Source organism: Paenibacillus sp. 1-8, from assembly GCF_056316205.1.
The window spans coordinates 1,846,485-1,871,093 of sequence record NZ_CM149995.1 but is presented as its reverse complement, the minus strand read 5'-3'; the positions used below and the strand labels follow the sequence as shown (position 1 = coordinate 1,871,093).

Annotated in this window: 25 protein-coding genes and 1 other RNA gene; 8 read left to right on the top strand and 18 right to left on the bottom strand. The window is 47.8% G+C overall.

What is annotated here, in order from left to right; all coding sequences use genetic code 11:
• Positions 1-84: 84 nt before the first annotated feature.
• A complete protein-coding gene (locus AC0WRU_RS08725; RefSeq protein ID WP_476127991.1) occupies positions 85-867 on the bottom strand; it encodes a pseudouridine synthase in 783 nt (260 codons plus the stop codon).
• A complete protein-coding gene (locus AC0WRU_RS08720; protein WP_476127990.1) occupies positions 864-2,537 on the bottom strand; it encodes an RsmB/NOP family class I SAM-dependent RNA methyltransferase in 1,674 nt (557 codons plus the stop codon). The genes AC0WRU_RS08725 and AC0WRU_RS08720 overlap by 4 nt, the downstream gene beginning before the upstream one ends.
• Positions 2,538-2,700: 163 nt before the next feature.
• Here AC0WRU_RS08720 and AC0WRU_RS08715 point away from each other — a divergent pair, with 163 nt between their 5' ends.
• A complete protein-coding gene (locus AC0WRU_RS08715) occupies positions 2,701-3,228 on the top strand; it encodes a thioredoxin family protein (protein ID WP_025686476.1) in 528 nt (175 codons plus the stop codon).
• Positions 3,229-3,331: 103 nt separating this feature from the next.
• Here the strand turns inward: AC0WRU_RS08715 and AC0WRU_RS08710 are convergent, their stop codons facing one another.
• The 3 genes from AC0WRU_RS08710 to AC0WRU_RS08700 are packed head-to-tail and all read right to left on the bottom strand — an operon-like array spanning position 3,332 to position 5,839.
• Complete coding sequence (locus AC0WRU_RS08710) at positions 3,332-3,898, bottom strand: DUF309 domain-containing protein (protein ID WP_476127989.1); 567 nt, start codon at positions 3,896-3,898, stop codon at positions 3,332-3,334.
• Positions 3,899-4,711: a GTP diphosphokinase gene (yjbM, locus tag AC0WRU_RS08705; protein WP_025686474.1), complete on the bottom strand. Its 813-nt coding sequence runs from the start codon at positions 4,709-4,711 to the stop codon at positions 3,899-3,901.
• 33 nt (positions 4,712-4,744) lie between these two features.
• Positions 4,745-5,839, bottom strand: a complete 1,095-nt coding sequence (locus tag AC0WRU_RS08700; protein ID WP_476127988.1) for a quinone-dependent dihydroorotate dehydrogenase — start codon at positions 5,837-5,839, stop codon at positions 4,745-4,747.
• Between the two features lie 220 nt (positions 5,840-6,059).
• Between AC0WRU_RS08700 and AC0WRU_RS08695 the strand changes: the two genes are divergently transcribed.
• Positions 6,060-6,206 (top strand): hypothetical protein, encoded by a 147-nt coding sequence (locus tag AC0WRU_RS08695; RefSeq protein WP_014280871.1) that lies wholly within the window; start codon positions 6,060-6,062, stop codon positions 6,204-6,206.
• A gap of 26 nt (positions 6,207-6,232) precedes the next feature.
• Here AC0WRU_RS08695 and AC0WRU_RS08690 read toward each other — a convergent pair whose 3' ends face one another.
• The 3 genes from AC0WRU_RS08690 to AC0WRU_RS08680 form a co-directional block, all read right to left on the bottom strand.
• The gene (locus AC0WRU_RS08690; RefSeq protein ID WP_476127987.1) at positions 6,233-7,663 is read right to left on the bottom strand and encodes a L,D-transpeptidase; all 1,431 of its coding nucleotides are present in this window, start codon (positions 7,661-7,663) and stop codon (positions 6,233-6,235) included.
• A gap of 162 nt (positions 7,664-7,825) precedes the next feature.
• Positions 7,826-8,068, bottom strand: a complete 243-nt coding sequence (locus tag AC0WRU_RS08685) for a ferredoxin (RefSeq protein WP_014280869.1) — start codon at positions 8,066-8,068, stop codon at positions 7,826-7,828.
• Between the two features lie 161 nt (positions 8,069-8,229).
• Positions 8,230-9,510, bottom strand: a complete 1,281-nt coding sequence (locus AC0WRU_RS08680) for a DNA polymerase IV (protein WP_476127986.1) — start codon at positions 9,508-9,510, stop codon at positions 8,230-8,232.
• A 246-nt stretch (positions 9,511-9,756) separates the two neighbouring features.
• Between AC0WRU_RS08680 and cimA the strand changes: the two genes are divergently transcribed.
• On the top strand, positions 9,757-11,373 hold the full coding sequence (gene cimA, locus AC0WRU_RS08675; protein WP_476127985.1) for a citramalate synthase: 1,617 nt from the start codon (positions 9,757-9,759) through the stop codon (positions 11,371-11,373).
• 57 nt (positions 11,374-11,430) lie between these two features.
• On the opposite strand, the gene AC0WRU_RS08670 is transcribed toward cimA, so the two are convergent.
• The 4 genes from AC0WRU_RS08670 to AC0WRU_RS08655 all read right to left on the bottom strand — a co-directional run bounded on the left by AC0WRU_RS08670 (position 11,431) and on the right by AC0WRU_RS08655 (position 15,526).
• A complete protein-coding gene (locus AC0WRU_RS08670; RefSeq protein WP_476127984.1) occupies positions 11,431-12,003 on the bottom strand; it encodes a TlpA family protein disulfide reductase in 573 nt (190 codons plus the stop codon).
• A 254-nt stretch (positions 12,004-12,257) separates the two neighbouring features.
• Positions 12,258-12,995, bottom strand: a complete 738-nt coding sequence (locus AC0WRU_RS08665; RefSeq protein WP_025686468.1) for an exonuclease domain-containing protein — start codon at positions 12,993-12,995, stop codon at positions 12,258-12,260.
• Positions 12,992-14,074, bottom strand: a complete 1,083-nt coding sequence (locus tag AC0WRU_RS08660; protein WP_476127983.1) for a DUF294 nucleotidyltransferase-like domain-containing protein — start codon at positions 14,072-14,074, stop codon at positions 12,992-12,994. The genes AC0WRU_RS08665 and AC0WRU_RS08660 overlap by 4 nt, the downstream gene beginning before the upstream one ends.
• A 48-nt stretch (positions 14,075-14,122) precedes the next feature.
• Positions 14,123-15,526: an ammonium transporter gene (locus AC0WRU_RS08655; RefSeq protein ID WP_431089560.1), complete on the bottom strand. Its 1,404-nt coding sequence runs from the start codon at positions 15,524-15,526 to the stop codon at positions 14,123-14,125.
• A gap of 295 nt (positions 15,527-15,821) precedes the next feature.
• Here AC0WRU_RS08655 and AC0WRU_RS08650 point away from each other — a divergent pair, with 295 nt between their 5' ends.
• Together AC0WRU_RS08650 and AC0WRU_RS08645 are read left to right on the top strand one after the other, a co-directional pair.
• Positions 15,822-16,253: a MerR family transcriptional regulator gene (locus tag AC0WRU_RS08650; protein WP_476127982.1), complete on the top strand. Its 432-nt coding sequence runs from the start codon at positions 15,822-15,824 to the stop codon at positions 16,251-16,253.
• 43 nt (positions 16,254-16,296) lie between these two features.
• Entirely contained in the window at positions 16,297-16,968 is a 672-nt protein-coding gene (locus AC0WRU_RS08645; protein ID WP_023988023.1) for a zinc metallopeptidase, read from the top strand.
• Positions 16,969-17,064: 96 nt separating this feature from the next.
• Here the strand turns inward: AC0WRU_RS08645 and gltC are convergent, their stop codons facing one another.
• Both gltC and AC0WRU_RS08635 read right to left on the bottom strand, forming a co-directional pair.
• A complete protein-coding gene (gltC, locus tag AC0WRU_RS08640; protein WP_476127981.1) occupies positions 17,065-17,994 on the bottom strand; it encodes a glutamate biosynthesis transcriptional regulator GltC in 930 nt (309 codons plus the stop codon).
• A 98-nt stretch (positions 17,995-18,092) separates the two neighbouring features.
• Positions 18,093-18,716: a rhomboid family intramembrane serine protease gene (locus AC0WRU_RS08635; protein WP_134910313.1), complete on the bottom strand. Its 624-nt coding sequence runs from the start codon at positions 18,714-18,716 to the stop codon at positions 18,093-18,095.
• A gap of 120 nt (positions 18,717-18,836) precedes the next feature.
• On the opposite strand from AC0WRU_RS08635, the gene tpx reads away from it, so the two are divergent.
• On the top strand, positions 18,837-19,355 hold the full coding sequence (tpx, locus tag AC0WRU_RS08630) for a thiol peroxidase (RefSeq protein ID WP_134910314.1): 519 nt from the start codon (positions 18,837-18,839) through the stop codon (positions 19,353-19,355).
• Between the two features lie 110 nt (positions 19,356-19,465).
• On the opposite strand, the gene AC0WRU_RS08625 is transcribed toward tpx, so the two are convergent.
• From AC0WRU_RS08625 to cshA, 4 genes are all read right to left on the bottom strand, one after another.
• Positions 19,466-19,858: a DUF1499 domain-containing protein gene (locus AC0WRU_RS08625; protein WP_025686460.1), complete on the bottom strand. Its 393-nt coding sequence runs from the start codon at positions 19,856-19,858 to the stop codon at positions 19,466-19,468.
• Positions 19,859-20,071: 213 nt separating this feature from the next.
• A non-coding RNA gene (gene ssrS / locus AC0WRU_RS08620) (6S RNA) lies at positions 20,072-20,265 on the bottom strand.
• A gap of 52 nt (positions 20,266-20,317) precedes the next feature.
• Positions 20,318-21,085 (bottom strand): YesL family protein, encoded by a 768-nt coding sequence (locus AC0WRU_RS08615; protein ID WP_476127980.1) that lies wholly within the window; start codon positions 21,083-21,085, stop codon positions 20,318-20,320.
• Positions 21,086-21,306: 221 nt separating this feature from the next.
• Complete coding sequence (gene cshA / locus AC0WRU_RS08610; protein ID WP_134910317.1) at positions 21,307-22,896, bottom strand: degradosome RNA helicase CshA; 1,590 nt, start codon at positions 22,894-22,896, stop codon at positions 21,307-21,309.
• Positions 22,897-23,221: 325 nt separating this feature from the next.
• Here cshA and AC0WRU_RS08605 point away from each other — a divergent pair, with 325 nt between their 5' ends.
• Together AC0WRU_RS08605 and AC0WRU_RS08600 are read left to right on the top strand one after the other, a co-directional pair.
• The gene (locus AC0WRU_RS08605; protein ID WP_025686457.1) at positions 23,222-24,043 is read left to right on the top strand and encodes a YitT family protein; all 822 of its coding nucleotides are present in this window, start codon (positions 23,222-23,224) and stop codon (positions 24,041-24,043) included.
• A 172-nt stretch (positions 24,044-24,215) separates the two neighbouring features.
• Positions 24,216-24,404, top strand: coding sequence for a hypothetical protein (locus tag AC0WRU_RS08600; RefSeq protein ID WP_476127979.1), 189 nt, complete (start codon positions 24,216-24,218; stop codon positions 24,402-24,404).
• Positions 24,405-24,609: the final 205 nt, after the last annotated feature.

Genomic DNA, 24,609 nt, shown 5'->3' with positions numbered 1-24,609 from the left:
CTGTAAATCATAGTTTGTATAGTAAAATGACGCACAGGGAACTCCCATAAGAGCCTGTGCGTCATTGTTGCTTCACTATATCCATCAAGCCTCTGACGTTGCAAATGCCAAATCCCGGCCGATCCATGCCAACTCCTCGTTTGACAGCTCACGATAGCTGCCCAAGGGTAGCTGATCATCCAGCGTTAACGGACCCATCGCCGTTCTTTTCAAATACGTAACCTTTTTGCCAACCGCCTCAAACATGCGCTTCACCTGATGAAACTTTCCTTCATGGATCACAAGTGAAATGTATGAAATGACTTCTTCATCTGCCCCTTGCGCTTTTTCATGACGAAGAATGGTCAATTGGGCCGGAAGGGTAACATAGCCGTCATCCAACTCCACCCCTGCTGCAAATTGACGTATATCCTCTTCCGTCACATGTCCCGACACCGTAGCCTCATACGTTTTGGGAACATGTCGTCGTGGAGATAAGAGTTCATGCGCCAGCTTGCCATCGTTCGTTAACAATAGTAGCCCTTCCGTGTCCTTATCCAGCCGTCCTACCGGGAAAGGCTCAAAATGCCGTTCCTCCGCACTCAGTAAATCCAGCACCGTCTGCTCTCTTGTATCCTCGGTAGCGGATATAACGCCCGGTGGCTTATGCAACATGATATAAATATACTCCCGAAAAACAACCCGTTCCCCGTTCACTTCAATCTGATCGTTGTACGGATGAACCTGCAAGCCGCTATCCTTGATAGTCCGACCGTTCACGGTAATCATCCCCTGCTTTACCTGTCTCTTGATATCACTGCGCGAACCGTATCCCATATGGGTTAGAACCTTGTCCAAACGCTGCGTCTGTCTTCCTTTCCCACTCATACCGATGTCCACCTCCAGCCTGTAGGGTATTCATTTTTGAGCATACCGTCCTGCCATTTGCCCCATCCGGCAGAATATCCGTCAATGCATACGAGAGCGTAGCCTTTGGGCTGTGCTTCGTCCCGCAACGTCATTCTCTCGGCCGGGATGGATAACGTTTCACCTTTCAAATAACGGATGGCTTCTGAGTCTGAACTGGAGAGGTTTATGCTCCTGACCGCCTCAGAAGGACGCAAAGCCACCGCCAGCGGGTGCGAAGGCACAAACCGACCATTCTTGTCTGTTCCCATAAACCAGCCCGGACGGACCACCTTAAGCCCGTCCAGACGATGAGATTCCAGCGGCGACTGATAAATCCGATCTCCGTAAACTACCATATGGCCTGCAAATGACGCCTCAAGCTGCTCCTGTACAAAATAGAGATAGGACTCCAGTACATCATGTTGTCCGCTCTCAGCCCATTTTGCCGTATCTTTGCCGAAACGAGATTTGTTGGTGCCGAAGCCGCGTGCATTCGCTCCTTTACCCGATTTCCCGCCCATCCCTTTGCCACTTCGTTTGTACTTTCCAGTTGCAGACCTGCTCTGTCCATCTGGCGTCGGCACTTCCTTGACGGACAGCCGCTGCTTCTTACGAGCACGATCCACACCTACGCTCGTACCAATGCTCAAAGTCTTTTCGTCCTTGTCGGCGGATTCAAAGGATTCGACCGTTCCCTGATTATCCGCTGTAGCTGTATGACTGCCTTGATGCTGCAACACAGCGATAAAATGACCCTCACCCTCTATGAGATGGGGCCAAAGGCGTGCCGTTCCACGCAGTTCCGGATGGTCTACCGCAACCGCTTCACTCACCCATTCCGGGTGACCTGGAGCAAAACCCGTTCCTGAAGGAGCAGGAACAACATCAAAATCAGGATGTGCCTCCAGAAACTCTGCGATCATCCCTTCATTTTCTTCCGGCGCAAAGGTACAGGTCGAATAAACAATTCTTCCACCGTTACTTAACATAGATGCTGCCACTCGCAAAATATCCCGCTGCATAACTACACATTTGTCCACCGAATGGTTTTCCCATTGCTTCGCCATATCCTCATCCTTGCGAAACATCCCTTCACCCGAGCAAGGTGCGTCAATTAATATTTTGTCAAAAAAATAAGGGAAGGCATCTGCGATTCGATCCGGACTTTCATTCAGTACCACGGCATTTCGCACACCGTATAATTCCACATTTTTAGCCAACGCCTTGGTTCGATCCGCGCTAATATCATTCGTTACGAGCAGACCGCTTCCTTGCAGCTTGGCCGCAATTTGGGTCGATTTCCCGCCCGGTGCAGCGCACAAGTCCAATACAGCCTCACCCTGAGCAACATTTAGCAATTCTACCGGAGACATTGCACTTGGTTCCTGCACATAATACAGTCCCGCATGATAATAAGGATGTAACCCCGGCTTGGTGCCGTACGGAACATAAAAACCTGTATCACACCACGGAATTGGCCGCAGTTCAAACGGCGAAATCGCCTTAAACGCCTCCACCGAAATTTTTAACGTATTGACGCGTATCCCGGCATGAGGCGTATGGTCATAAGCAGCCATAAAAGCCTCAAACTCGTCGCCGAGCAATTGCTCCATGCGCTTCACAAATGCTGTAGGGAGCTGTACACCCATAATTGTAATCATCCTGTCCTTTTAAAATAAAATTTATTGTACCATAATCAACAAGTTAAGCTGCAATATCCGTGTGATTTACAAACTTTCACTACAAGCTGTAATGTTGTATAATAATGAGATTCATAGCTACATATTTTGAATTTTGATAGGAGAGATTGCATTGAACGCTCAAAAATCCAACAAAAAAAAGCTTATACCTGTCATTGGCTTTTTTGTTGTGCTCGTCATTTTGCTTGGGGTGCTGCTCGCTTTGAATTCAGGCACTAAAAACAAGCTGTATGGCGTTTCCACAGCCTCGTTAAAGCCTGCCACCCAAGAGCTGCTAAATGATCCAAACTATCAGCAGATTATTAAACCGGAGGATCTGCAAAGCAAAATTGACAAAAAGGAAAACTTTTTCGTCTATCATTTTGCATCTGACTGTGTTCATTGCCGCGCCACCACTCCCAAGCTCATGTCTTTGAGCAAGCAGGAGAACGTCACGATGCACGAATTTAACCTGCGTGAGTATGAGGATGGCTGGGACAAGTATAAGATTGAGTATACCCCTACGCTTATTTATTACGAAAAAGGCGTGGAAAAGGAACGCATGGTAGGCGGGTTGAAGGAAAGTCCTTCGGACAACGGGTACACACTCGACGATTTCAAAGCCTTCTTTGACAAATATAAAAAGAATGTAACTTCCTAAACAACCTCCTAAACGACTTCCACACGGCTAGGCTACTGAACGATAAAGCAGCCCGATCCCCTGAAACGGATCGGGCTGCTTGCTTTCATGGACACGCCTCAGATTACGTCGTCCCCTTCGTACTAGGCGAGGCAGAGGAACTGCGGGCCGCCTGTCTACGCCTCACAGAAGCCTCAAGCGCCTGCTGGCGCTGCTCATGCTTCTCCCCACGCCGCGGGCCTCTCTGCTGCGGGATGTTGGCTGGTATGGACGGCGATGCCTCCTCCACAGCCTGGCGTAGCACGGGATTGACGATTTCAATCGTCAAATCCCGATAAACCGGCGGCTGGCGCTGGAGATCTGCCGAGCCACCTACAACAGCCGCAGCAAGCTGACGGGCGCAAACGCGCGCCTCGTCCACCAGCTTCGCCATGTTAATGCCCAGCGCCTGCGGAGACGCAGGCTCCAGCTTGTGTACCGCGCTGTCCAGCAACATATGTCCACCGCGAAAATTTCCGTTACGGAAGTGATACAGCCCTACAGCAATTTGCAGCAAACCTTTATATACAGGGTCACGGTCCAGCTTTAGCCACAGCTCTTCCAGTACCTCGTGACATTCAAAATAATCCCGATCCCGATTGAAGTATACCAAATAAGTCACGTACAGCGGTTCGTAGGAAAGGTTTGTCATTTAATCCTCATCCCTGTCTTCTTCCTTGGTAGAGGCTTCTAGCATCTCTTTGACCTCATCGTGAAGCAGCTTGATTCCTTCCATGTCGTGCCGCTCCCACAGCTCATTAAACCTGCGCTGCGCATCAATCGTTTCACTGATCTTATGGTAGAAATACAGTCGGTGCATACCTGTCAGCACTTTGGATACAATATTCGCTTCATCCTCGAACTTCTTCTGCGCTTCCAATATTTCAAGACGCATCGAAGACATCTCGTTGTCCAGTACGAAGGCCGCCTCGGCTGCCTTTTTTAACCGTGTACGCATATTATCTGGTAAGCTCTCACGATACTTATAGCTGAGGGAATGCTCAATGGTCGCCCAAAAATTCATCGCCAAGGTACGAATCTGAATTTCTGCCAGCACAATTTTTAATCCAAGCGCTGTTTGCACCGGATATTCCACAATCATATGAAAGCTGCGGTATCCGCTATCTTTATAATTGGTTATATAGTCCTTTTCATACAGTACGGTCAAATCCTTGCGTCTTCGAATGTACTCGGCTACCCGCCGGATATCCTCAACAAATTGGCACATAATGCGGATTCCTGCAATATCCTCGATTCCCGTCTCCAGCTGATCAGAAGGAACCTGTAATCTCTTCGCTTTATCGAGGATGCTTGATATTTTTTTCACCCGTCCGGTTACGAATTCGATAGGAGCGTATTCCTCGCGCTTTTTCAGCTCCGCACGCATTGTTTTGAACTTGACCTTAAGCTCCTCCACCGCCTGATCATATGGCAGCAAAAATGTTCCCCAGTCTCTTCCGTCCATCCCGTACCTCCTGTCTCTTCCGACAACACTTTTTTATCTGTGATCTGCACCAACAGCCTCGCTAATGTGTCTAAAGCCGTCCTTTCGCAGCAGCTCACGCAGACCGGCATGTAATGTCCGGTTCACTTCCGGTCCCTCATAGATCAATGCTGTATAAATTTCAATCAGGCTTGCGCCTGCTTTAATTTTGTCGTAAGCATCACGACTGCTGAAAATACCGCCCGATCCGATAATCGGCAGCTTGCCATCGGTTTGGCGATACACTCGTCCGATGACCTCTGTAGAACGGTTACGTAGCGGCTTACCACTAAGCCCGCCCGTCTCACCCGCATTCCGGTGCGTCAGGCCAGCCCTCGAAATTGTCGTATTCGTCGCGATGATGCCGTCCACTCCACTGGCCGCAATCGCGTCTGTCATATATTCCAGTTCCTCATCCGATACGTCCGGCGCAATTTTGACGAGCACTGACTTGGCTTCGCCATGCTTCGTTGCCTGTACTCCCATTTCTGCACGTACTGCCTCCAGTAGCGATTTTAGCTCACTGCCATGCTGAAGCTTTCGTAGATCCGGCGTATTCGGTGAACTAATATTTACTACAAAAAAGTCCGCATACGGATACAGCGCGGAAATGCACTTCTCATAATCCTTATGGGCATCCTCATTAGGCGTGTTTTTGTTTTTACCAATATTCACAGCGACCGGAACAGGCCGATGTTTCAGCGTAGCCAGACGTTTAGCCATGCTTTCCGCACCCAGATTGTTAAAGCCCATCCGATTCACTAACGCCTCATCGGGAGGCAACCGGAACAAACGAGGACGGTCATTGCCGGGCTGTCCCACAGGTGTCACCGTGCCTACTTCCATAAAACCAAAACCAATGGAAGAAAAACCGACAACCGCTTCCGCATTTTTATCCAGTCCCGCAGCCAGTCCAATCGGATTGGGAAAATGAATACCGAACAGATCGACGGCCAAATCCGGCGTCTCCTTGACCCCGTACATTCCCCGCAGCGCTGTCGCTCCGCCAGGAAGTGAGCCCGCATGCTTTAACCCGTCAATGACTACATGGTGGGCCGTCTCTGGACTCATTTTGAAAAAAACAGGTTTCACAATCCTTCGATACAACACGATTCATCCACTCCGTTCTATGCCCTTGCGCAATCCTAAAAAAACATCTCTACAAAATAGTTTAGCTTTTTCCATACCAAAAAGAAAGTAATTTGCGGAGGTGCAGCATCAGGAACAATTCAGTTGTCATGGAGATGTCATTGAAAATGTATAATCAAACCATTTACAATGGACATAGTAAGACAGGGCTATAGCCCGTCAGAAAAGAGGGATTGCTGATATGAAGACCAAGCGCAAGCCGCCAAGTCTGCAAAAGAAAAAGGACGAGGTGAACAAGAAAGCGATTGTATGGACCGCCGTCAGTTTTGTTCTCCTCATCATTGTGATTGTTCTGGTCGTTGTTTTGGCACAAGCGGGAAATCGTTAAACTACACGTAGCAATAGCGTTAAAGATTAATTTAGCCAGTGATAGGTTTTGCGGGGATTGGTCTGGTCGTGCTGCGGCTCAGTCGTAAATCGGGAGCCAGGCACAAGCACTTGATCAGGCAGTCCCCCGGTACCAATGACCACCTCCGTACCTGAAGGTACGAGAGCAAATAACTCCTCCACATCCTGTTTGCCCATACGAACGCAGCCTAGCGAATCATTTTTGCCAATGCTGTCCGGCTCGTTCGTGCCGTGGATGGCATAATTCGTTGCAGACAGCTGCATACCGCGGCTGCCAAACTCACCGTTGGACTTGCCGTTCGGATTTACAACTTTATCCGTAATAACAAACTTCCCTTCCGGAGTCCGCTCTCCGCCCAAACCGATAGGATAATTGCGGATCAGCACATTGCCACTCACCAATCCGAGCCTGTGCTTCGACTTGTCTACCACAATCCGAAGCGGCTGCCCCAGAAAAGGCCGTCCATGCAGCGAAGACGCCAATAAAGGACTGCTTGCAGCCGACGAACCAGCCTGTTGAACCGCTGTTCCTTCTGCCTTCTGTGCCTGTGAAGCAAGTAAACCTCGCATAGGTGCAAAAGCCTTATTCATTCCGTCTGTCGTACCGTACATCATATTATTCGGAAAGCTTCGGGTCAGCTCATCGAGACTTTGAGGAAGACGTTGATGCTGCGTACGAAAAGCACGCATGGAGCTATTCAGCACAGCCAGTTCTTCCTGTCCCGCAGCCCATTGCAGACCTGCTTTTCGAAGCTTTTCACTGTCAGACGGCTTACAAGCACAAGCTGCTGCGTCGTAAGACTGGACGGCTAAGCCTCCATTTCCTTTGTTTTGCAAGCTAAGCAGCGGCTTCATACGATCTCTCCAGAGCAGCCAAGAACCGCTTTGCTCCATACCCAGCACTGTAGTCTCGGCCGGAAGACGACCAGCCTTTGCCAACATATCTGCAAGTGCCGTTCCAGCTGAACTGCCTGTGCGTGCTTGGGCCGTGAACACACCCCCAGCACCAGGCCCACCGATCTGAGCCACTTTATTCGGGTTAGAAGCTTGCTCTCCTGCCACTTTGACATTGTCGGCTGCCACACGCTCTGTTCCAGGCGGAACGGATGTACTTTCCCTCGAATGACCCGGCGAATTGGCTGAAGGTACCCATATTAGAAGAAGTACCATCAACGTAGTTAGCAAATAACGCGTTCGAGCCGTTCTCCGCGCCTTCTCCTTGGACATCTGCACCACTTTATCCTGATACTCCATCCATACGTCTGCCGGAATCTGTTTATGCTCGAAGGCTTCGAACACTTCACCCGCGCGATTGAAACAATAATTTGCTTTACCCTCCTGACCACTGCTCTCATACTCTTTGCCGAGCAAATACCAGGCCATTTTATTATCAGGGTGCATTTTTACATACGATTTAAGATGAGGCGAATGATTCATCGGATCCTCCTGATCGTGTAGTCTTACCCTATTCTTTACTATGTATATCGGTCAAAACAGGCCATATGGACAGCACATAAAAAAACAGCACCGACAGCACCTTTTCACCGTTGTACGGCAAAGAGTGCTGTCGGTGCTGTGCCTATCCAAGATAGCGTAGACTTAACCTTCTTTATTGAAAGGCTCGTCTGCAACTTTAATAGAATCTGTAGGACAACCATCGCAAGCATCCTGCATATCATCAAACAGGTCATCTGAAATTGCCTTGATGCCTTGGTTACCATCCCCATCAAAGATCACTTCAGCCAAGCCCTCATCATCATAATCATAAATGTCCGGCGCTGTAGCACCACAAGCTCCGCACGCGATGCATGTATCTTTTTCTACCCAAGTGTATTTAGCCATAACTCTTCTCTGCCTCCTATACAATCAAACAAACCAGCTTTTGCATTCTATTCACATATTAATACAAACAAAAAAATTTTACAAATTATTTTCATTGATCCTTTATGCAAAAAATACTTATATCGTACGCCTCGCTGCTTCACATAAACTCATCCAAAAGTTTACTCAGGCGTCTGGAGATTGTCTTTTTGCAGCGAAGTTCCGCGCAGTTTGGAGTTCCGAAGAAGTACCGAAGGGTCATCTCCCAACATCCCGGCGGTCAGAACTGCATTTTCGCCAAACTTGTCTCGTAATGCATCCATCGTCTTCAGCAAGCTTTCCTTTTTGGGCTGGTCCTTGTATTCAAATAGATCCATTTGAACGGCAGCTTCTTCCTTCGGGATTAGCTGCTGAAGCGTAATTCCCAGCAGGCGAACAGGCTTGCCCTCTCCCCAATGCCGCCGATACAGCGCACAAGCTTCCTTATATATGTCCTCTGCGCTTTCCGTAGGAATACTCCTTACCTGAGAACGCGTAAAGGTCTTCATCTCCGGCGTCCGAATGGTCAGCTGAATACCTCCTGCCAGCATGCCATGCCGTCGAAGCCGGCGGGCTACCTGATCGCTGATATTGAGAAGCACCCGTTGGGCTTCCTCCAGCTCCACCACATCCATGGGCAAGGTAGTGGTGTGTCCGATCGACTTGTTCGGCTCCCGCTCGGTATTGACCGGAGAATGATTAATCCCGTTAGCAGCCAGCTTTAACCACGAGCCAGTCACGCCAAATACGTCGATCAGCATATGCTCGTCCGCCTTGGCCAATTGGCCAATGGTGCGAATATTCATTTCCCGAAGCTTATCGGCCGTTTTTCGTCCCACACCAAACAATTGACCACAGGGGAGATTCCACAAAACCTTTGGCACATCACGCAAGCGCAAGACAGAAATTCCGCGCGGCTTTTTCAGGTCAGAGGCCATTTTGGCAAGCAGCTTGTTGGGCGCCACTCCGATTGAGCAAGGCAGTCCCAGTTCGTCAGCTACTCTGCGCTGGATTTCCTCCGCAATCTCCATGGGTGTTCCAAACTGCTTGGACCCTGTAATATCCAGATAACATTCATCAATTGAAGTTGCCTCCAACATAGGTGTATACGAATAAGCAATGCTCATAAAAGCTTTGGAATAACAACGGTACAAGTGAAAATCAGGCTGAATCACGATGAGCTGCGGACAAATCCGCCGGGCCTGCTGGACGACCATCCCTGTTGAGATGCCCAATCGCCGGGCTTCATAGGAGCAGGTTACGATTACACCTCTGCGCAGCTCACTGCTGCCCGCGACCGCTGTAGGCAACCCCTTGTATTTCTCCGGTTCCTCCGCTGCATGAACAGAACAATAAAATGCGTTCATATCGACATGCAGAATAACCCGTCCACCAACCGGATAATAAGCACTGACATCTCTCATGCTCAACCCTTCTTTTAACTATAAATTATTAAATAACGCTATGCCCTATTTTACATGAAAAATAAAGGTTTTGCGGTCAAAAATGATATTTATATATTACATTTGAAGTCATAAGTTGATATAATCAAAAATCATACGAATCAAGGCAGGTTGACACTTTTCTATTTTCACGCGTTAAATCATTAAATAAGCTGCTTAAAAAAGCAAAGCACTACCAATCTATGCATCCGCGAAGGAGGAGTCCTCATGTCCACCGCTATCTCTATCTTCGATACAACACTGCGCGACGGAACTCAAGGAGAAGGAATTAGCTTGTCTGCTGACGACAAATTGAAAATCGCCAAAAAACTCGATGATCTCGGTGTTCATTATATTGAAGGCGGGATTCCCGGAAGCAACAGCAAGGATATCGAATTTTTCAAACGGGTTCAAGAACTGGGACTAAAGGCCAAGATTGTTGCCTTTGGCAGCACACGCCGTAAAGATAGCATAGCGGCACAGGATGCCAACCTGCAACGGATTCTGGAATCCGGCGCCCAAGCGGCTACTCTCGTCGGCAAATCATGGGATTTTCATGTACACACAGCCTTACAGACGACACTCGAAGAAAATCTGTCCATGATTTACGACTCCATCGCCTTTTTAAAGCAAGGGGGCATGGAGGTTATTTTTGATGCCGAGCATTTTTTTGACGGATATAAAAATAACCCCGAATATGCACTCGCCGTCATGAAAAAAGCGGAGGAAGCAGGCGCAGACTGGCTCGTCATGTGCGATACCAATGGCGGCACCATGCCGCATGAGATACAGGAAATTGTCACCACACTGCATAGCCAGCTCACAAGGTCAAAGCTGGGCATTCACACACACAATGACTGTGAATTGGCTGTAGCCAATACGCTGAGTGCAGTGCAAGCAGGCGCGAGACAAATCCAAGGTACGATTAATGGATACGGCGAGCGTTGTGGTAACGCTAATTTATGCTCCGTCATTCCAAATTTGCAGCTCAAGCTCGGCTACGAGTGTTTGGACTCCGACAAGCTAAAGCAGCTTCACAACACGGCCCGCTTTGTCAGCGAAGTTGCCAACGTGAATTTGCCAGTGAACCAGCCTTATGTCGGCAATGCTGCCTTTGCCCACAAGGGCGGTATCCACGTGTCAGCTATTCTGCGCGACTCGCGAACCTATGAGCATATCGCTCCCGAACTGGTAGGCAACAAGCAACGGGTGCTGGTCTCTGAACTTGCCGGGCAAAGCAATGTTGTGTCTAAGGCGCAGGAGCTGGGCATAACCCTTGATCCGTCCAGCAATGAGGCACGTGGAGTCATTAGCCGCATCAAGGAGCTGGAGCATCAGGGCTACCAGTTTGAAGGAGCCGATGCTTCGCTGGAGCTGCTCATTCGTGAAGCAGGCGGTGAAGTGAAGGAAATGTTCACATTTGAGTCCTTCAAGGTGCTGGTGGAGAAAACAGCGGGTCGCTCGGTTGTATCCGAAGCGTTCTTGAAGCTGAATGTTGCAGGCACAAGCGTTTATACTGCCGCTGAAGGCAACGGTCCGGTCAATGCGCTCGATAACGCACTGCGTAAAGCTCTTTCTCAATATTTCCCGGCACTGCGCGATATGCATCTGGCCGATTATAAAGTACGTGTACTCGATGAAAAGGATGCCACCGCTGCCAAGGTACGCGTGCTCATTGAGTCCAAAAATTATGAGGACGTATGGAGTAACGTGGGCGTATCCGAAAATGTAATTGAAGCCAGCTGGGAAGCACTGGTGGACAGCTTCCGTTATGCGTTGCTGGAAGCTCCGTCTCCGAAAAATCAGCAGAACGAGCTATCGCCCCAAGGACTGGTAAATCACTGATTGGATGGTTGCTCTTTGATGAATGCTTTTTATTTAATAAGTGGTGTCTTTTGCGGTCTATTCAGCCCCTAAAGACACCGTCTTTTTTTGCAGCAATTCTATTTTTCGTTCCAGCTCACGTTCGCTGAGCATGCCGATTATGATTTCACGTACCTGTCCATGACGGTCAACCATGACATTCGTCGGAAATGCAGCACCCCCAAATCTTTCAAACAGCGCTCCTTGCTCATCCAACAAAACCGGAAATTGAAGGTTTAGCGAGCGGGAAAACTTTTGCACATCCTCCAACCGATCATAGCGTGTTACATTAATCCCATACACGTCCACATCATGCTTGTACTTGCTATATAGCCCATTCAGTACAGGTGCCTCCAAACGGCACGGATCACACCACGAGGCCCAGAAGCTGATCACCAGTGCTTTATTATGCTTGGCTCCTATATTGTAGGATTTGCCGTCCAAACCTTTTAAAATCATGGAAGGAAGCGGTTGACCAGGCTGTATCTTTTGCATCACTTCTATAGCATCTAACCCTGTATCTATCCCTTTGCCAGTTTCAAGTCTTCCCTCACCCTCATATTCCTCCTGAATTTGCACATTTTTAGCCGGTGCGCTTGCCGCATAAGTCATGTTTGTTGCTCCTCCCGATGAAGCTACTCCTACAATCAGCATTACCATCAGGAATTTAATAAAAACAACTTTTTTCACAGTCCAATCACCCGGCCTTTCATCTGGCTCTCACCTTCTCCATATGGTGCCCATCCTGCTCCCACCTCTAACCCTTCCAATCTGTACAGGTGCAAAAAAAAAAACAGCAAACCCACGAACGATCGCAGACTTGCTGTAATGTTGTCCTATATTTGTAGCTTGTGCCCTGTACTGAATCAGGCATGGCTTAAATGAGCATACACATCTGCCAAATTGGTCACATTACGCTTCAGCATTTCCTGAACGTAAGCCACCCACAGCTTTGCCGTCATTTTCGCATCCTCTAACGCATGATGCCGCCCCTGAATGGGTATGCCCTGATAGGTCAGCAGCTCATCCAAACTGTACGTTTGGTGCTGCTGCGGTTCCAGCCATTTAGCAAGCATCATCGTATCCAAAACACGGTGGGTCAGTTGCACTTTAGAGGTTTTCCACAACGCCGCATTCAAAAATGCCTTGTCATGAGCACTGGCATGCGCTACAAGCACCCGTCCCCCTACAAAGGACATAAAGTCATGCAGCCCATCCATAAGAGGCAAAGCCTCATCCGTCATTTCCCGGGTAATCCCGGTAAGCTCCGTAATGTGCTCAGGAATGGCCGTACGTGGATTGACAAGCGTGTAAAATTGCTCTTTTTCCATTATCGTATCTCCAACAACCCGAATCGCACCGAACGATAAAATCTCATCTCCATGCTGCGCTGAAAATCCCGTAGTTTCCAAGTCAAAAACAACCGTTTCCAAACGCTCCAGCGGGGTTCGCAATACCTCTGAGCGCCGTTGCTCCCGAGTTAAGGAACGGATAAAGGCCATCTGCTGAGCCGTAGGAGCTCCCATCACAGAAGCGATGGCCGACGGTACCCCTCCTCTGCGAAGAGCGCTCCAAAAGCCGCCTCCCTGCGCTGGTTCCTTCATGACCTTCTCCCTTCCGTAAACCGCAACTGTCTTTGCAGCGCACGATGTAGCCGCCGCACCGTCGAAAGCGCCTCGCGCAGTTCATGCCAGCCCTTACCTTGCTTCAATGGTTTGACAGCAAGGTAACCCTTGCTAACCAAGAGTCCGTTCTTTTCCTGCACCGGAGTAGCCATCCGAAGCTGTAGCGCGATCCGAAAGGCCCGCTCACAAGCATCCAGCAAAGGTGACGGTGCTGCTTCCAGCAGCGCGAGCCGCCTGAGCCTTTTCAACGTAGAGGTCTCCTCCCCCCCGTGCTGCAAAGCCCAAAACCGTACTGCATTTACCAACGGGATGTATAAACCGTATTTCACATCAAAATCGCCCGCGTGCTCCCCGAAGCGCTCGGTAACGATCTGACCCAAAATATTAAGTGTCGCTTTATGCCTTACCGTGTTCCTAAGTACCGCGGACGGCAAATCCGGATGCTTACGCAGCAACGCATAAAAGCTCCGCTTCCATTCTGCTGACAATTGCTCGTCTCCAGCGATGTGCCTCATATCAGAAGAGATAATCAGATAACGAATCGGCTCCCATGCAAAATCATCGGACCATTTTGCCAGCTGCTCCTGCCACTCAGACAACGTTTGGCGCCATAGCGGCTCTGAACACATCACTTTCCCTTCACATTTCGGATATCCCAAATATTCCAGCATTGCAGATATCCTCTGGCCGAACTCCATAAAATATGATTCTTTCCCGACAGATGCAGTGTCACTAATAATCATACCGTTATCTTGGTCACTCCATAGCGTCGACTCCGAGCGTCCCATGCTGCCGAAGGCTATAAATGCGTAAGGGACGGGAGGAAGGCCGAAGCCATCCTCAACCATCCCTTTTTCGCACATTTGCACAGCTCTGGCTGCAATGCGGTCATGCATATCATTCGCCGTTTGTAACCAGTCTGATAACGGAGCGGAGGCTTGGGAAGCCAGCAGCCATTTTTGAGAATCGACCCTGGCCTGCCTTAGCGATTCAGGCGTATCTGCATGATCAATCGCTTCGGCTGAACTCACCCAAGGTGCCGTATTTTGCAGTTCCATACTTCCATCTCCTCCGCTCATTCATACTGGCTCTTTATATTTTACATATTAGCTTACAGTCCCAGAACGCTTCTCAGCCTCGGCAACCAACTTCATTTGCTCAGGATAGCCGTACGTACCATGCTCACTGATATCCAGTCCCATCGTTTCTTCCTCTTCCGTAACACGAATACCCATAATAGCTTTCATCGAACCCAGAATAATGAAGGAAATGACGAACACGAAAGCCAAAGTCCCTATCAGTCCCAGAAGCTGCACTCCCAATTGCGTAAATCCGCCACCATAGAAGAGCCCCGCTTGACCAACACCTGTTATTTTCACCAGTTCAGGAGTAGCAAACAATCCTGTGGATATCGCACCCCACATCCCTGCAATACCATGGACGGAAAATGCATATACCGGATCATCTACTCTTGCACGCTCAAACCATTGTGCAGTGAAGAAGGTAATAATCCCTGCTACCGCACCGATGACCAGAGCCGCCCAAGGAGCTACAAATGCGCACGCCCCTGTTATTGCTACCAAAGCCGCCAGTACACCGTTCAGCATGGACGGAATATCCGCTTTTCCATAGACCATCCAAGATACCAGCAGGGCAAATACTCCACCTGCCGCCGCCGCAAGATTCGTGGTTACCGCCACATACCCGAAAAATCCGTCATTCATAGCCGATACAGCACTACCCGGGTTAAATCCAAACCAGCCGAACCAGAGAATAATAACCCCCAGAATGGAGTATACCTGATTATGTCCAGGGATAATATTCGGTTTACCGTCCTTGTTGAACTTGCCCAGTCTTGGTTTCAGCAGCAATGTAGCGACGAGTGCCGCCGTAGCTCCTGTCAGATGGACTACCGTCGAGCCGGCATAATCCTGCATGCCCAGCTTGCCAAGCCAGCCGCCGCCCCATACCCAGTGAGCTACAACCGGATAGATTACGATGGAGAACAAAATACCGAAAATGATGTATACACTTAATTTTGCACGCTCTGCCATTCCCCCGCATGCGATAGAAAGAGATACCGCAGCAAAAGCAAAGTGGAACAAAAACATGATTGTAATCGGAACATCCAGACTTGAAAGGGAGTCAAACGATACAGCAGCATCCGTGCCGCTCATGAAGAAACCCGTCAGCCCCATAAATCCGTTACCGCCATCGTTACCGAAGCCTAGCCCGAACCCGAGAGCCCAGAAGGATAATGCTGCAACGCCTGTGGTGAGAATCGTTTTACCAGCGACATGCCCCGCATTCTTCATTCGTGTGGAGCCAGCCTCCAGCAATGCAAATCCCGCCTGCATGAAAAACACAAGAATAAATGCCAAGAAGGTAAACGCCGTGTTTAATCCCGCTTGAAGCTGAATATTTGTCGGACCGTCAGCAGCGAACGCACCTACCGGAAAAGCCAGTACCGTCAGCATGGCCAGTAATGCAACAAACCACTTTTTTCTCATGAAGCCCACTCCCTCAAATGTTAAGTTTCTTTACACTTCGTGAAATTCTTATTGTCATTATAATCAGAATACATGAAACTTGACAAGATTTTTTTTATTGTTCGGAAAAAAAGTGATATCTAACTTTTTATGTTACGTTTAATAACTATAAAAGTAGCTTGTTTCACGGGCTAGAAAAGCATGACGTTTGACTGTACGGTTGGGAATCATGTAAAATATTTTTATAAGCACTCTGTTTGCAGATGCATAATATTGAAGGCTGAATGAAGAGCGCGAGGTGAGGACAGATGGGGATATGAAGCTATATCGAATTGGCGAGCTAGCCAAGACGGCTGGTGTCAGCGAACGGACCATTGATTATTATACGAAACTCGGTTTGATCGCACCTGAAGAACGGTCTTTGAAAAATTATCGGCTATATAATGGTGAAACTTTAAAAAGGCTTGAACGTATTAACCAAATGAAACAAGAGAAGTATAGCCTCGAGGAAATTAAACAGACGTTAATGAAGTGGAATTCGGTTTCGGGCGAAGAGCACGTCACCGACAAGCTGACAAGTCTGGAGATGCACATGCAGCGCCTGGAGCGCGAAGTCAATGAGCTACAGCCTCTTCTGGGGCAGCTCAAGCCCGTTCAAGCACGCAAGCTGCTTACTGGTCTACTACCGCAAAGCGCCGCTTGTATCGAAGCTCTGAAGTATTTGCTGGAGCACAGCTCTATGATGTAGATCCCCAGGCTGTTTTGATGAAATAATAATGGAGGGTTGCTTTATGATGGGGATGTATATATTGATTATTCTTGCGTTCGGTTTATCCTTATGGGCGCAATTTCGTGTGAAAGGTACTTTTAACAAATGGTCTGATGTTCCCAACGAAAACGGGTTGACAGGCTACGATGCCGCCCGGCATATGCTGGATCGCAACGGTTTGCACGATGTGCCCATTGAACCTGTACCTGGGGCGTTATCTGACCACTATGATCCGATGCAACGCGTAGTACGCTTGTCCGAGCCTGTATATTATGAAAAATCTATTTCCGCAGTTGCTGTGGCTTGTCACGAGGTCGGTCATGCGATTCAGCATAAAGAGCATTATCCTATGTTAGCGCTGCGTCACCGGATTTTCCCGATTGTCAACTTCGCATCCGGCATTGCACCGTTTCTGTTGATTGCCGGGTTCCTGTTCAGCTACACAAACCTGATTGGCTTGGGCATTATCTTTTTCTCGGCTACTGTTGCTTTTCAATTAATTACATTGCCGGTCGAATTTAATGCTTCCAACCGTGCCCGTGAAATTATGGTGTCTGAAGGATTTATCCGCAGTGATGAAGAACGAGGTATAGCTAAAGTATTGAATGCCGCTGCATTAACATATGTGGCCGCCGCTCTCGTTTCCTTGCTGGAGCTGATTCGCCTGATCGGTATCTTCAACAGCCGTGACTAATCGCTTTTGTAGCAAAAAAGGTTGTTCCTCCGCCATGATGATGGTAGAGGAACAACCTTTTTATATTTTATCCAATTCCCTATACTCTCCTGTCCGTTAGTCCGCTTTAGCACTTCCATCCGTCACAGTGCCGCTACCTTGGAGACCAAAATATTGCAACAAGAAAGTGCGGAACGATTTGGCAACCAACGGAAGCTTGTCATCCCTACGGTGAATTAAGCCAATGGTTCGCGTCACCTCGGGATCAACAATGGACACTCTCGCGGGCTGTAGCGGATTGGTCTGGAACAACGCCATTTCCGGCAAAAGACTGACCCCCATGCCTGCGGCAACTAATCCGCGGATCGTATCCGTCTCCTCGCCTTCAAAAGCGATGTCAGGCGTAAATCCGGCCTCCAGACAAGCCTGCCAGACAATCGGACGCAGGGAGTAACCGTCTCTGAACAAGATGAACTTTTCTCCTTTAAGCTGATCCAGTGTGATCTGCCCGGCTGAAGCCAAAGGATGATTAGGGGGAAGAACCGCAAACAGCTCCTCGGTCAGCACCACATCTCCCTCGACATGATCATGACGATCCGGAAAAGGGGATACAAAAGCCAAATCCACCTCACCCGCCAATACATCACGGATCAAACTTGGGTACATCCCCTGTTTAAATCTGAATTTAACATTCGGATACCGTTTACGAAATTCAGCCACAACCGTAGGAATAAGATGAATGCCCAAACTGTGCGGGAAGCCGATACGAATTTCTCCACCCTCGGGGTCTAAAAACTCATGAACCTCCAGAACAGCCCGCTCCAAATCCTTTATAATCGTTTCAACCCGTTTGCAAAATAACTGCCCCACCGGTGTAAGCTGCAAGTTGCGGCCCTTTTGCATAAAAAGGTTAACCCCCAGCTCCTCTTCAAGCTGATGAATTTGCCGACTGACCGCAGACTGCGCCACATGCAGCTCCTCGGCTGCCTGTGTGACATGTTCCTTTTGCGCTACCTTCATGAAGTATTGCAACTGTCGTAATTCCACTCCGTTATTCGCTCCAATCTATTTTTCAACATCCGGAAGAAGAGGTTGGACGAACCCCTTCCTCTTTCTTGCCCTGCCGACTTACGGTAAAGCTGTCTTTAGTGACGTTTACGTTGGCCAGTCAATCTGATCATTAATCCATACAAGAAAAACCCGCTGAGCAGTCCTCCAAAATGGGCGGTCCAGTTAATGTTCGCCACAGCGAACGAAAACAGGATACCAAACCCGAGCAGCGTATACAGTGTTTTGCGTGAAGCTTCATCCATCAGCGTCCGCTGAAACAGAGCGACGTACAGAAAGGCGCCGTAGATACCATATATCGCTCCTGACGCCCCTACAGAGACCGTGGTTTCCGCTACCATGTTGTAATGCGCAATGGACAGCACGTTTCCTACAATGCCTGTAGCGAGGTACAGCAGCACGTAGCGAAAGGACCCGAGCAGACGTTCCAGCGGTGGAGCAAATACGAGAATTGCAAAGGAATTGAAGAAAAGATGATCAAAACCCGCGTGTAAAAACATAGCTGACACATACCGCCATAACTGGTCGGTAAACGGCTCCTCATTGATCAAGGCCCCATACCGGATTAGTGTCAAACTATTTTCCGATCCACCATGTACGGTCAGCACAATAAACATCACGATATTGATAAGCAGAATCAAACAGGTAACCGGGTAAAAACGCAAATAACTTTTCCAGTTCTCATAACGTAAAAAAATCAAGGCAATCCTTCCTTCATGGGGTGTCTCCACCTTATTCAAATTGGACAATGTCTTTTATAAAAGATTATAATAGATTTCAGCAACGATAACCAATGCTAAAAACCAAGGAGGCTATTACATATGGCACAAGAACGTAAAGAAGCTGCTACTTTTAAAGGCAATCCTTTGACTCTCGTGGGTCCTGAACTGAAAGTTGGAGACCAGGCCCCTGATTTTAAATTGCAAAAAAATCTGCTGGAAGCTGCTACGCTTCAAGACTTTGCAGGTAAAGTCAAGCTAATCAGCGTTGTTCCTTCTCTTGATACAGGCGTGTGTGACGCACAGACCCGTCGTTTTAATCAAGAAGCGGATTCTCTCGGAGATCAAGTCGTAATACTGACTGTCAGCGTGGATCTGCCGTTCGCCCAAGCTCGTTGGTGCGGCGCTGCGGGTATTGACCGTGTATTGACACTGTCCGATTACAAGGACCATTCCTTTGGCGAAGCCTACGGCGTGTTCATTAAGGAATTCCATTTGGATCATCGCGCTATTTTCGTGATTGATCAAAACGATAAAATCGCTTATGTAGAATATTTGAGCGAAATGTCCGAGCATCCTGACTATGATCAAGCGATTGCAGCGGTGAAGAAGCTCGTCTAATTCATTCTGCTTACGTTAAGGCTGATTCGAATATTAAAAAAGCGAGTGAAGGGTTGCCTTCCTCGCTTTTTTGACATTAGTCTGCCACTTTGCTGCTCACACGTCTGCAATCACTGTACGACCTTATGAGCAGACAGTTTCTTGTCAATCACGGCAAACAACTGCAAAATAATGCGATAATTTGCACCCATGTCCCCCAGCGATCCGCGCGAAGCGGAATAAATATCCACAGCACTCCGAACTGGCGAGACGGACAATATAGAAACGGTAATGTCGACAGTTCTGCCGAATGCCGTTCGCTTCTCAAGCGTAATCTCACCTACGGATGGCACCTCATGCAGCACCTTGTATCCAGGAATCTTTTTTAAAACGGACGATACCTCTTCCCAAGCCTTGTCTCTCGATAAGCTATAATAGCGTGTCTTCATTTGGGGGTCTTTGACCCGGTCGCTTGTACCTTCTTGGCTGCGCACAATCCCTACCAGAGTCCTCTTCAACGACAAGACATTTCCTCCTTCACGATAATCGTTGCTGAATACAGCACATCGATTTCCCTTTGCTGCAAGCGCTTTATAAAAACGTTAAAACGGCAAAGTGAACCCGATCATACCTGTGGTATGCGACCTTAGTACCTTATTTCTTATTTTAGCATTATTACATACAAAAAACACCCTGTTTCTGCACGAAGCAGTATCAGGGTGTGTTGATTACGTTATAGAGTACCCGCCGATGCCGTCCGACCATAGCGTCTTCTGAACCTGCTTTAGCAGGTGGGTGATCGCAGGACAAACTTTTGAAGTCCCCTTGTCAGAATTGACAGGGCTTTTCAGCTGTCCACCCGTATTGATCTCCCTAGACATTGTCATTGGTTCAAAACAACAAATGACCGTAACGTGCATCGCAGGATGTGACCTTATTATAGCGCTTCTCACTCGGAAAGTAAATGCTAGGATAAATCTGTTTTATTTTTGAAGGTTATCACCTTTCTTGTCTTCCGTGCTAGCTGCCTCTTCGTCTTTTTGCTTCATCTTTTCCATCTGATCCTGCATTTTGAGGAACATTCCATAAAAATTAAAGAAAGCGAACCAGGCCACCACACTACCAATGAAGAACAAGAACAGCACAGGGTATTTGACTCCAATAAAGATAACAATCGCGCTGCCGAGCATGGTAGAAAATACACGAAACGGTCGAATGAGCGTCAGCAAAACCGCATTTTTGATCAGTAATCCGATGGACATATGATAATGAGCAACCATCGAGAAAAAGTTAAACATGGATACGAGCAAAATAATGATAAGAATAAGCATGATTATGCCTACAATTTGCAAATTGCTGAGCTGCGTCATATACACGGTATAATCCACATACATAATGACGAATAGCAGCGTGTAGAAGATGCCCCCGATCAGGCTCTGCTTATAGTTTTCCTTGTATCCTTTAAAGAAGGTACGAAACACACCTGCATCCGTATCGCCCATTACCCATTTGCGGACGACGGAAAACATGGCCGATGTAGCCGGAAACAAAGTAAGCGGTGCCAAAACAGCCAGCGCCCAATTCATTTGTAAAGATTCATTAGCCAAGTTCTGATTCATCACAAGTAGTTTGAGTATGAGACAGAACATAAAAGGCGACGAGCATAACACCCATAACAAATTGGTAGCCGCCAGTCGGGTAATCCATTCAGTCAGGCGATAAATACCACCCATAGCTCCTTTAAACTCCAACGTTAGTCTCTCCCTCCGCAAGCCCTGGCAGTTCCACGGCTCATGTTGCTGTGCCTGTAAATTCCGGCTGTTGACTATATCATACCGTATTTCATCCCCAATGCGCCAGTGAAATCAATACTTCAACCGTCGAAGCAGGCTGCTAAGAAGTTTGCACTTTTTGATCTCATAGCAAAAAGCCGAAGCGAGCATTCACTTCGGCTTTGCTGTTATTTCAATTCTTATTCAGAAGAGGAATCTTCGCGTCTTGCAGGACGACGAGTTTCTCCGCTACTGCTTGGACGTGGTCTGCGATCTCCACTATTGCGGCTCGCGGAATCACGGTTGTAGCTACCGCCTTCTTTGCTGCCACGATTGTAGCCACCATATCCGCCTTTGCTGCCACTACCACTGCCACCAGTACGGTTGGAGTTATAACCACCGTTGCTGCGTCCGCTGTAGTTAGACGGCTTGCGTCCGCCGGAACGAACATCCGGTTTACGACGTTTTGCACGAATTGGATCTTCCGGAGTCAGCTCAATAGACCCTTCTCTCTTCTCGCCAGTCATCAGCTTCAGAGCTGCGGAGAGAAGTTGTACGGAGTCATACTGCTCCAGCATTTGAATAGCCAAGCCTTTGTATTCGTTCAGCTCACCGCTTTCTACAGCCTCGAGGAGACGTTCTGCGATGATACGTTGTTTGCCTTCCAAAGCTTCAGCCAAGGTTGGAAGCGGCTTACGCGCAATACGGTGACGAGTTACACGCTCAATGAAATGCAGATGATCAATTTCACGAGGCGTTACGAAAGACCATGCTTCTCCTTCTTTACCTGCACGTCCGGTACGTCCAATACGGTGAACATAGCTTTCCGGATCTTGCGGAAGGTCAAAATTCACAACGTGGGTTACACCGGAAACGTCCAAACCACGGGCAGCCACATCAGTTGCTACGAGCACGTCAATGCTTCCGTCGCGGAATTTGCGCATTACGGCATCACGTTGGTTCTGAGACAAGTCACCATGCAGACCGTCTGCGGAATATCCACGTTTTTGCAGCGCTTCAGCCAGCTCGTCTACCCGGCGCTTGGTACGACCGAATACGATAGCGAGTTCTGGGGATTCCATGTCGATCAAACGGCTCAAAGCTTCGAATTTTTGACGTTCAGGAACTTCAATGTAGGCCTGATCAATCAGTGGAGCACTAACTTGTTTAGGGATAACGGAAACATGCTCAGGGTTTTTAAGGAACTGTTCAGCCAATTTTTTGATATTAGGAGGCATCGTAGCCGAGAAAAGCATCGTTTGACGCTCGTCCGGAACCTGCTTCAGAATGGATTGGATATCTTCCATAAAGCCCATATCCAACATTTCATCCGCTTCATCCAAAACAACGGTGTTTACGTCTTCCAGCTTGATGGTTTTGCGGTTAATATGGTCGAGCAAGCGACCTGGTGTACCAATGATAATTTGAGGTTTCTTTTTCAAAGCGCGAATCTGGCGCACGATATCTTGACCGCCATAGATTGGCAGAGTGCGAAGACCTTTGAAGCGGGACAGTTTTTCGATTTCTTCAGCTACCTGAATGGCAAGCTCACGTGTTGGAGCCATAATCAGCGCTCTGATTTTGTCGTCGTTTTTAGAGATTTTGCTGATCAACGGAATACCAAAAGCTGCGGTTTTACCCGTACCTGTTTGGGCTTGGCCAATCATGTCTCTTCCTTGCAACGCAAGAGGGATGGATTGGGATTGAATCGGCGTCGCTTCTTCAAAACCAAGCTCTGTAATCGCCTCAAGTACTTTCGGTTCAAGATTAAATTCTGCAAATGTCGTCAAATTTATTCAAACTCCTTCATAATGGTGGATGTGGTGGACAATCCACAATGTTGTCTGTATTCTTAAGTAGCGATATTATTGTATAGGTTTACCCAATACAGTGACAGTTTATTTAGGCCTATAACTGCATCTTTCTGTATAAACTCGGGTAACCTTATCCGATACATCTTAAACGAATTTATCCTTTTTAAAACAGTTTAAATTTTAAGTGTTTCTCTGGACAGAAGGTCCCTACTCAAGAATATCCACATCGCATTATAACACAAAACAATTCATGAATACCAGCAAGTTACTGTCCGTATATTTTAAATGAGGTGAAAAAACGTTGTTAAAAATAGTTTTAAACTGTTTTGTTGTCATTTTGGGAGCCGCTGCTATAGCAAGCGGTTTTAATCTGTTTCTCGTGCCGCACCACCTGCTGAGCGGCGGAGTAGCAGGGCTTTCCATGTTAATTGGCTACTTTACAAAATTCGATATCAGCGTGATGTATTTTGTCCTAAACATTCCGATGCTCATTGCAGGCTGGTTTATTTTAGGGAAACGATTTATTAGTATGAGTATTTTGTCTGTTGTCGCCACAACATGGATTTTGGCCTGGATTCCTGTGCATGCCCTTGTTAAAGATACGCTGCTGGCCTCCGTTTTTGGTGGAGTGCTGATTGGCGTTGGAGCTGGTATTTCCTTTCGGGTGGGGGGGTCTACTGGCGGTTTTGACATTATCGGCTCCATCGTCACCCGTTACCGCGATTTCCCTGTAGGGACTGTGCTCGTCGGTTTGAATGGGCTGGTTATTCTGGCAGCGGGATATCTGAACCAGGACTGGAATGTTGCCCTTGCATCCATGTTATCCATTTTCGTGACCGGCAAGGTGTTGGATCAGATTTATGTGAGTCACACTAAAATAACCGTTTACATCATTACTGAGCATACGGAGAAGCTGCTCAGCCGAATGCTGACAACGCCGCGTGGAGTCAGTAAAATTAAAATTGAAGGTGCATTTTCTCATACCGAAAAGGATATGCTGATGACAGTTACAACACGCTACGAGCTGGTAGAACTGAAACGCATTATTAAGAAAGTAGACCCTTCTGCTTTTGTTAATATCGTAGAAACGGTAGGGGTTATGGGCTCATTCCGCCGAAGATAAGCACGAGCCCAAGTGTCAAAATGCAGTTTCTGTGGTACACTATACGTGCGCTGTTCCCATATTATATAAAGACCAGCTTTACCTGCTATTTCACAGGCACTTTGCTTTTTCGATTCGTACCGAATGATTCTTATGGAATGATTTCGAGCAGGAAAGGGTGATTTTTGTGGAAATGGAAACGGTAAAACTGTCCGACATTGTCTTGAGATGGTATCCAGAAATGCTCCCGTTTCTCAAAAAGAATGAGCTGAACTCGATGATTGTACTTCGGGACGGGATGGCCATTCTCAAACACACGGATGCGCTCGAAATTATTCAGTACAGTATTTGTGAGCATCAGGACAATACGTATCTTCAGTAAATATCTTCATTAAATCTCTCCACCAAGTGCCGCTTCTTCCGGTCGCAATTGCGCAGCCGCGAAGAAAGCGGCATTATTTATGCCATTTTACGGATTCAATGAACAAGGGTTGGGTTAATCATGTAAGACTGTGCCTGATGATTCCAGTATTGGTTACAACCACGTTGTTTTTCGATACATAACTTTACGTATAATCAGGTAAGCG